This window comes from Novosphingobium indicum (assembly GCF_014645195.1).
Classification (GTDB): domain Bacteria; phylum Pseudomonadota; class Alphaproteobacteria; order Sphingomonadales; family Sphingomonadaceae; genus Novosphingobium; species Novosphingobium indicum.
On sequence record NZ_BMLK01000056.1, the window covers coordinates 1 to 7,856 of the forward strand.

Genomic DNA, 7,856 nt, shown 5'->3' on the forward strand with positions numbered 1-7,856 from the left:
CAACACCGCGACGATCAGTTCTCATCCTGATTGGCGGAAACTTCTCATCCAGATCGCCGCGCCATAGTAATAGGACGAACGGCTGATCCGCAGCAGACGGCACTGCGCCGCAATCGACAGGCGGTGGTGAGCCGGTTCAACCAGCGCCCGCCTCCGGTCCACGCTCATCGACCGAAGGCTTTCGCTAAAAAATCCCGCTCCACGACCAACTGCCCGATCTTGGCGTGCAGCTTCTCCACCTCGCTCTCGCTGGTAGACTTGGCCGCATCGCCGGCACCGGAGAACGGTAGGCCTTCGGTGAAGGCCGCGGATCAGGCGGCTTCGCGTTGATCTTCGGGAGCGCCCCAGTTCCAGGGAAGCAGTTCATGGAGACGGTTCTGGGGAATGTCGGCGATGCGCGCGAGAACGTCGGCGAGCCAGGCCTGCGGATCGATGTCGTTGAGCTTTGCCGTGCCAATGAGGCTCAGCATGAAGGCGGTGCGTTGGCCGCCCCGGTCTGAGCCGGCGAAGAGCCACGATTTTCTGCCCAGGGCTATGCCTCTGAGCGCTCGTTCCGCCGCGTTGTTCGTCAGGCAGATGCGGCCATCATCGAGGAAGGCTGCGAAGGCGGGCCATGCCTTGAGCATGTAATCCATAGCCTCGGCCACATCGCTGTTCTTCGACAGCTTTGACCGATTGTCGCGCATCCATTCTTCCAGATCGGCCACCAGCGGGGCGCTGTGCTCGTGCCGCAGAGCCAAACGATCCTGCTCCGATCTGCCGTTGATGGCGCGTTCGATATCGAAGATCGCGTCGATACGGCGGACCGCCTCCACTGCCAGCGGCGAGATGACGGCCTTTTTGCGACGCTTCTTGAGCTGTGCGGCGACATCGGCCAGCTCGAAGAAGTAACGGCGCGCGTGGCTCTTATGCAGAGCTTGGCATAAGAGCCATTATCCAGAGCATGGTTTTATCTGGGGTCACGCGATTCAGATGTCCGAGATCAGCGGAAAAGGTCAGTGTGGAGCTCGTGATAAAATCATAGGGACCGCAGGTACGAAAGCAGATCCGGCTTTGGCTTCCAAGGCGTGGCCTTTGCGGGTTCGATACCGGCATGCTTCCAAAAGTTCTGTAGCGCATCGCGCTTCATCTTCAGGTTTGTCGAGATATACCGGTTCGTGGTCGCGATGCTGGAGTGACCGAGATAATCGCGGATCACTGTCACGTCGGTGCCCGACTGCAGGAGCGCGACGGCGCAGCTGTGGCGGAAAACGTGAGGAGTGATGCGGTCACGCGCCAGCCTGGGTCGATCCTGGACGACTGGCGAGGCATGCTTGGTGAGGATGTACGCGGCTCCATCGCGGGTCAGCGGTTGGCCGTGGCGGTTCATGAAAACATGCGGCTGGCCCGCAGCGCCCGACAGGTTTTGTAGGCGCCGCAACGCGTCGGCCGTCTCGCGCCATAGCGGAACGAGGCGCTCCTTGCGGCCCTTCCCACGCAATCGGGCCTGGTACGGTGGCGTCAGTTGAAGGTCCTGCCACAGCAGGCCGGTTGCTTCGCTCACTCTGGCGCCGCAATTATAGAGGAAAAGCAGCAGCGTGTAATCACGCCAGCCACTGCGGGTCCGCCGATCGGGATGGGCGATGATGGCCCGCACGTCAGTTGCTTCGAGGTAGATTGCGGGCTTCTGCCTCGCCCGCTTCGACGGCAGCGCTAACACCTGCGTGTAGCGGAGCGCATTATCGAGATCGTTGCGCAAGAGGTGTTTGAAGAAGCTGCGAAGCGCGGCACGGCGGCAGTTGCGCGTCGCGGTGGAGTTGGATCTGCCGCCCTCGAGATGATCGAGGAACCCGGCGACGGTGTTGGCGTCGAGATCTTCCAGCACAAGCGCGGCGACCTCGCGGCCGCGACGCTGGGCAACGAACTGAAACAGCAGCTTGAGCGTGTCGCGATAGGCGCGCGTCGTATGTGGGCTCGCGCCGCGCTGGCGCGGCAGATAGTTGGAGAAGAACGACTCCACCAGAGCGAACAGTAGCTGAGGTCCGGCCTTGCTCATCGTGGCTGCCGGGCGTGTCGCATATGTTGTTCGAAGCGCGTGCTCGCGAGTTCCAGGAGTTGCGGGGTCGCCTTCAGATAAACCTCGGTGCCAATGACGTTCTGATGACCGAGATAAGCCGAAAGCAAGGGGAGCTTGGCGTGAATGTCAGCGCCTTCCTCCGCCCATGTTGTCAGGCGGTGAACCGCGAACGCATGCCGAAACTCATAGGGGCGCGCTCCGACGCGCCCCTGCGCAGGCTTAATATCGAGGCGGCGCAGGAGCTTGCGAATAGCGTCGGAAGCCGCGTGGGTATAGAGTGGCGCGCCATTGAGGCGAACGAACAGCGCTTCGCAATCCCCTTGACCACGATCGTGAAGCACCCGGCATCGATCATCGACATAGAGGCCAAGCTCTGCGACAAGATCGTCGCGCATGGGGACGATCCGCGTACGCCGCTTACTGTTGCGGATGAGCAAGGTCCCACGGTCGAGATCGACATCATCCATGGTCAGGCGCACCGCCTCGCCGAGCCTGAGGCCGGTGCAGTAGAGCACGAGAATCAGCCTTCGCAGCATCGATGCCCATATGAAGCGGCCTTGGTGCGCTGACGCGGCGGCGAGAATGCAGCGGATCTCGTCGCGGCTGAAAATATAAGGGTAGAACGTCGACTCTTTCACCGGCGCAAAGGCGTGCTCGGGCACATAGCTGGTGGGATCGCGACGCCGGCGATGCAGGCAAAGTTGACGAATTACCCCGAACTCATTGCCGAGCGTGACGGCCTTGCGGTCGGGCAAACGCCCACACCAGCGGCTAATCGCTTCGGCCAGCGAAATATCGACATCGTTGCCCCACTGGTCTTCGACGAAGTGAAGGAAGCGTTCGATCTCAAACTCGCCGCGTCGATAGGGATGGCCCATGGCGCGCTTGAACGCCAGGAAGCTTGCTGCGTCGTTCCTCAACTCTTCCAGGACGATGACGGTGGTCATGTCGGCACCGGCAATGCGATCTCGCGCAGGGATGCGGTGGCGATCCGCACATAGGCCGAGACCGACTCTGGATCCCGGTGACCAAGGAGATCCGATACCACTTGGGGCCGTGCACCCAGGTCTATCTGGCGCGCCGCGTGAGAATGTCGCAAGACATGGCTGCCCAGAAATGGTGCATCGATCCCCGCGATCTTCGCATGCTTCATCACGATGTGGCGTATCGCGCTTGAAGCCGCGAATGGCTCCAGCGGCATCTTCGTCTGCACGAAAAGATGGCGGGTGGGTGTATCAGCGGGCCGGCCGTGGCGTAGATACTCTGCCAGCGCCTTGGCGACGGGTGGCAACAGCGGCAGCATGAATGCGACACCCGTCTTTGGGCGAAGGACTGACAGCGTGCTATTATCCCAGTCGATATCCCGAAACTGCAAGCGGATGATCTCGCCGGCGCCAAAGCCATAGGTACTCATCATCAGCAGTATCGCGTAGTCGCGAAGGCCTTGCGGACTCGATCTGTCCACGGCCATCAGGAGCCGCTTCACATCATCCCAGTAAAGGGCGCGTCTCGGTCGCTCGTGCCGTCGTTGCACGGGCGCGATCACGGCCTCGCTGATATCGACCGGACTCTGGCCAATCCAGTGCAGGAAACGGGAAAAGCAGCGTACCGTGCATGCAAGGTCGCTCACATGCGATCGGGAGTATCGCGCGGCGCGGCCAACCAGAAATGCGTCGACATCGGTTATCTGCATCGAGTGCCAGTCCTTGCCGACCCGGATCAAGTGATCCTGAAGCATACCGATGTGGCCCAGCTTCTTGTGAACCGTCACCTCTGGATTACCGCGATGCTGGGTCAGATAGGCGGCATATTGCGCGAGCAAAGGCGGCAGCAATGCCTTCTCTGGACGAGGCGGTCGCCAGTCAGGCGGGGCAAGCCCCATGCAGTGATAGACACGGCTAAGCGACAGCAGGGCGCTGCTGGAAATCCTGAGAGAAAGCGGGTCTAGCCCCCGTCGCTCCGCATACCAGTCTTTGAAGCGGCCTACGCGTTCGAGGGTCAACTCTTCTCGCTCGACCAGGCCGTGCAAGGCGCAATAGGTACGAAACTGCTGGATGCGGATCAAATAAACAATCGTTGTTCCTGCCCCAAGGCGCCGCTCCGCGCTCCAGATGCGGCGGATATCGTCGGGGGTGGGCGCGGCAGGGTCGGCTGCGGCGATGTGATCGACATGTAGGGGCATGGCTTTACCTCGATCGGCAAAGCGTAGCTCATGCTGAAAGCGTGATCACGCCCCGCATCGTGTTGGCAAGAGCCATCGGCATCGCCGACACTGCCTAACCTCTGGATATGTTGGAATCCCAAGGGTGCCGGAATACGGTGCAACAGCTCCGGGGAAAGGGCTAGGCGGAGCGTCGCAAGGGCGGGAACGTCGCTCACCGGCAAGCCCGGCCTCGCCAGCCGGGGCGCTATCACTTTGACGGCGGCAACGGATCTGCGCACCGCGACAACGCGGCGGCGAAGCCAGCGCACCGCGCCTGGAAGGGAAATATCCGGGCCGCGCGCTGCGTCTGCGGCGGCTTCCATGCTTCGCTCCGACGCGGCTATCCCAACGATGCGATCGATCGCGGCAAGCGAACCGGGCAGGCGAGCGGCGAGAAAATCCGGAAGCAGGCTGAATGTTATGTGCCCCTGTGGGCAGTAGCAGCGAGCGATCCGTACACCGGACTGGTCAGGCGCGCATAGCTGCCGTGCCGCCGAAATGCACAGCCGCCGCTCGGATGGAGCGGGCAGCGCAACAGTCGCGCGCACCGCCACTCCTGCGTGGCGACATAGTCCTCGATCGTCGACCTGGTACGCAATGGTATCTGCAACGTCGCCCCCGCGTGCGGCGGTCCCTAACTGCGAGGTCGCGGCTTTTATCTGGAGCCCAGTGCGCCGAAACCTCCGGCAAGCCCGGATTATATCCCAAAACGCCCCAGATAAAACCATGCTCTGGATAATGAGCAAAGCATCCTGCCTCCAGGATGAGACCAGGCTGGCGGTCGGGAGCGTACAGCTCGAAATAGCCCGCATAGGCATCTGCCTGCAGAATCCCGGGCCAGGACGCGAGATGCGCCTGGGGATGTTCGCCGCGCCGGTCGCGCGAATAATAGAAAACGACCGCCGGCGGATCGGCGCCGCCGAATGGGCGGTCATCCCGGACATAATCCCATAATCGACCGGTATCGGTCTTGCCCTTGGCCATGACCGGCACGGTGGTGTCGTCGCCATGCACACGTTCGGCGGCAAAGACATAGGCCTCGATCAATCGGAAGATGGGCATCAGGGCGAAGGAAGCTGCACCGACCTGATCGGCAAGCGTGGAGACGCTCAGCGGCACGCCTTCGCGGGTGAACCGCTCCGCCTGGCGGTTGAGAGGCTGGTGCTGGCCATACTTCTCGAACAGCAGCATGGCGAGGAAGCTTGGGCCTGCCCAGCCACGCGGCACGACATGGAATGGCGCGGGCGGCTGCGTGATCTTCTCGCAGTCACGGCAGGAGAACTTCTCGCGTACGGTCTGGATGACCTTCCAGGTACGCGGGATCACCTCCAGCGTCTCGGTTACATCCTCGCCCAGCTTCGACAGGCGCATGCCGCCACAGGCCGGACAGGAACAGGGCGCCGGAACGACGACGCGGTCGCGGGGCAAATGGTCGGGGAACGGCTTTCTGACCGGCCTCTTGCGCTCAAAGGCGGTGACGTTCGTCGCCTTTGTCGCGGCGGTCTCGGCGGCCAGATCGTCTTCGGCGGCGTCGGCCTCCAAATCTTCGAGCTCAAACTCCATCTGCGCAAGAAGCCGGCGGGTGCGTTCGGCGCTGGGGCCGTATTGCTCGCGCCTGAGCTTGGCGATCTGCAACTTGTAGTGCGAGATCAATGCCTCGGTGGCGCTCTCCCGGGCACGGGCATTGGCCAGTTCGGCCTCGGCGCTGGTGGCGCGCTGTTCGGCCGCATCGGCGCGTTGCGTGCTGAGCCGGACCAGCGCCTTGAGCACTTCAATGTCGTCAGGCAGGGGCGAAACGGCGGCGTCCACAACCAGGATGGAATCACAGAAAACCGCCCGGTTAAAGCGGAAAATGCGGCCTCGACGAAGAAAATCTGCGCCTATCCTGCGCTCTGCGGGCGCCAGCTATATTGCGGGTTCCGCCAGTCCACGCCGTCGAGCAAACAGGCCAGCTGTGAGCTCGTCAGCGACACTACGCCATCCTTCGCGGAGGGCCAAATAAACTTCCCTCGTTCCAACCGCTTCGAATAAAGCGACATCCCGAGACCGTCGTGCCAGATTATCTTCACCAGCGACCCGTTACGCCCGCGAAAGACCCAAAGATCGCCGGCAAATGGGTCTCGCGAAAAACTCTGCTGTACCATCGCCGCGAGGCTCTGCATGCCGCGACGCATATCGGTATGGCCCATTGCGATCCACACCCGTGCGCCTGCTGGGATCATCGCAAGGCCTTCAGCGCCGCCGACACCAATGCAGGTGATGCCGCAGCTGATACGTTCACGCGTCCCTTGGCGCCGAGATCGATGATGATCACCGGCATCCCGGCCTGTTGCCAGCCTTGCTGGGTGCCATCGTCTACCACCGCCTCGGCGAACTCGGTCAGGGCGGGCGGTTGTCGCAGCTTGCTGCGCCATGTGTAGATCCGCGCCGTGGAAATGTCGTGCCGCCGCGCCACGGCCGAAACGCTGGATCCCGGCGCAAAGGCTTCCGCCAAAATCTGCAGCCGTTCCTCGTCGCTCCAACGCCGCCGCCGTTCCGGCCCGGTCATTACCGTTATGTGCCCCATGAACCGCTCCTAAGCCTACTCTCGAGAGCATTCTTAAGAGCAGTCCACTACCTCACGACAAGGCGGGCGCAGCCGGATGGATACGAAATCTGTTTCGTCACCCATCGATCACCTCGCCATCCATGCAGGCGAAATTACCAATCAGCGCGCGCTTGAAAATGTGGGGGTTCTCGACCGCTTACGATCAAACGAGCTCGAAGCTCATACTATCACCCCGTCAAGGCCGGTACTCGCAACGCTTACCACCTTCGCGGCGAGCCCGATTCCCTTCAGCGCTCGGCATAGTTCGTCGTCCGGCATAAACCGCCCGCCTGAACGACATCGATCCCCAGGCTTGGCTCGCGGACGTGCTCGCTCGCATCGCTGAGCATCCGGTTCGCCAACTCGACGAGTTGCTGCCATGGAACTGGCAGCCAACCCAGCGCTCGATCACCACCTAATCCGCGCTACGCCGCGGCTTTCACCGGATGGCTACTGCCTGGTCGCAGCAACAATCGTTGCGTCGAGTGAGCAGAAACGACTGAGCGTGGCAGGACGGGCCCAAGCCTTGGTAGCCGCCTCAATAGCTTCGCGGTAGCTTCAGGACGTGCTCTGCGATGAATGACAATATGAGATTGGTCGAAACAGGTGCCACCTGATAAAGGCGGGTCTCTCGAAATTTCCGTTCGATGTCATATTCCTCAGCAAAGCCATATCCGCCATATGTCTGGATGCAGACGTTGCCCGCTTCGACCGCTACGTCGGCGGCAAGCATTTTTGCCATGTTCGCCTCGGGTCCATGTTCAAGCCCCGCTTCGTAAAGGCGCACGGCCTCATGGACCATGAGCTCGGCTGCGCGCATATTTGCGTGGGCTCGCGCGATCGGGAAAGAGACGCCCTGATTCATGCCAATGGGCCGATCGAAAACCACCCGTTCATTTGGCATAAGCGACAGATTTTCGGGTAAACCATTTTGCATCACCGATGCATTCGGCAGCAATAAGAACTCTTTCCGCATTCATGCCCGAAAGGATGCAATGAAAGCCCTTGCC

General features: G+C 61.6%; 5 protein-coding genes and 5 pseudogenes. 1 reads left to right on the forward strand and 9 read right to left on the reverse strand.

The genetic code is table 11. The features are described from left to right. Positions 1-66 precede the first annotated feature (66 nt). The 8 genes and pseudogenes from IEX64_RS24580 to tnpA all read right to left on the reverse strand — a co-directional run. Positions 67-284: pseudogene (locus tag IEX64_RS24580) on the reverse strand (IS3 family transposase); the annotation flags it as partial. A gap of 27 nt (positions 285-311) precedes the next feature. Next, positions 312-905: pseudogene (tnpC, locus tag IEX64_RS23625) on the reverse strand (IS66 family transposase); the annotation flags it as partial. A 113-nt stretch (positions 906-1,018) separates the two neighbouring features. Further along, entirely contained in the window at positions 1,019-2,035 is a 1,017-nt protein-coding gene (locus tag IEX64_RS23630) for a site-specific integrase (protein WP_188823863.1), read from the reverse strand. Next, positions 2,032-3,003, reverse strand: coding sequence for a tyrosine-type recombinase/integrase (locus IEX64_RS23635; RefSeq protein WP_188823865.1), 972 nt, complete (start codon positions 3,001-3,003; stop codon positions 2,032-2,034). The genes IEX64_RS23630 and IEX64_RS23635 overlap by 4 nt, the downstream gene beginning before the upstream one ends. Next, the gene (locus IEX64_RS23640) at positions 3,000-4,238 is read right to left on the reverse strand and encodes a site-specific integrase (RefSeq protein WP_188823867.1); all 1,239 of its coding nucleotides are present in this window, start codon (positions 4,236-4,238) and stop codon (positions 3,000-3,002) included. The genes IEX64_RS23635 and IEX64_RS23640 overlap by 4 nt, the downstream gene beginning before the upstream one ends. 759 nt (positions 4,239-4,997) lie before the next feature. Continuing rightward, positions 4,998-6,068 (reverse strand): annotated as a pseudogene (tnpC, locus tag IEX64_RS23645) (IS66 family transposase); the annotation flags it as partial. A gap of 71 nt (positions 6,069-6,139) precedes the next feature. Continuing rightward, the gene (tnpB, locus tag IEX64_RS23650; protein ID WP_031286377.1) at positions 6,140-6,481 is read right to left on the reverse strand and encodes an IS66 family insertion sequence element accessory protein TnpB; all 342 of its coding nucleotides are present in this window, start codon (positions 6,479-6,481) and stop codon (positions 6,140-6,142) included. Next, entirely contained in the window at positions 6,478-6,807 is a 330-nt protein-coding gene (gene tnpA / locus IEX64_RS23655; protein WP_229710707.1) for an IS66-like element accessory protein TnpA, read from the reverse strand. Before tnpA ends, tnpB begins: the two co-directional genes overlap by 4 nt. Positions 6,808-7,127: 320 nt before the next feature. On the opposite strand from tnpA, the pseudogene IEX64_RS23660 reads away from it, so the two are divergent. After that, positions 7,128-7,265, forward strand: a pseudogene (locus IEX64_RS23660) (transposase domain-containing protein); the annotation flags it as partial. A gap of 119 nt (positions 7,266-7,384) precedes the next feature. Here the strand turns inward: IEX64_RS23660 and IEX64_RS23665 are convergent. Beyond that, positions 7,385-7,856, reverse strand: a pseudogene (locus IEX64_RS23665) (acyl-CoA dehydrogenase family protein); the annotation flags it as partial.

Bases quoted from the DNA above. Each gene is read 5' to 3' on its own strand.
- tnpA (WP_229710707.1), bottom strand. From the start codon at position 6,807: ATGACCGGGCCGGAACGGCGGCGGCGTTGGAGCGACGAGGAACGGCTG.
- tnpB (WP_031286377.1), bottom strand. From the start codon at position 6,481: ATGATCCCAGCAGGCGCACGGGTGTGGATCGCAATGGGCCATACCGAT.
- IEX64_RS23640 (WP_188823867.1), bottom strand. From the start codon at position 4,238: ATGCCCCTACATGTCGATCACATCGCCGCAGCCGACCCTGCCGCGCCC.
- IEX64_RS23635 (WP_188823865.1), bottom strand. From the start codon at position 3,003: ATGACCACCGTCATCGTCCTGGAAGAGTTGAGGAACGACGCAGCAAGC.
- IEX64_RS23630 (WP_188823863.1), bottom strand. From the start codon at position 2,035: ATGAGCAAGGCCGGACCTCAGCTACTGTTCGCTCTGGTGGAGTCGTTC.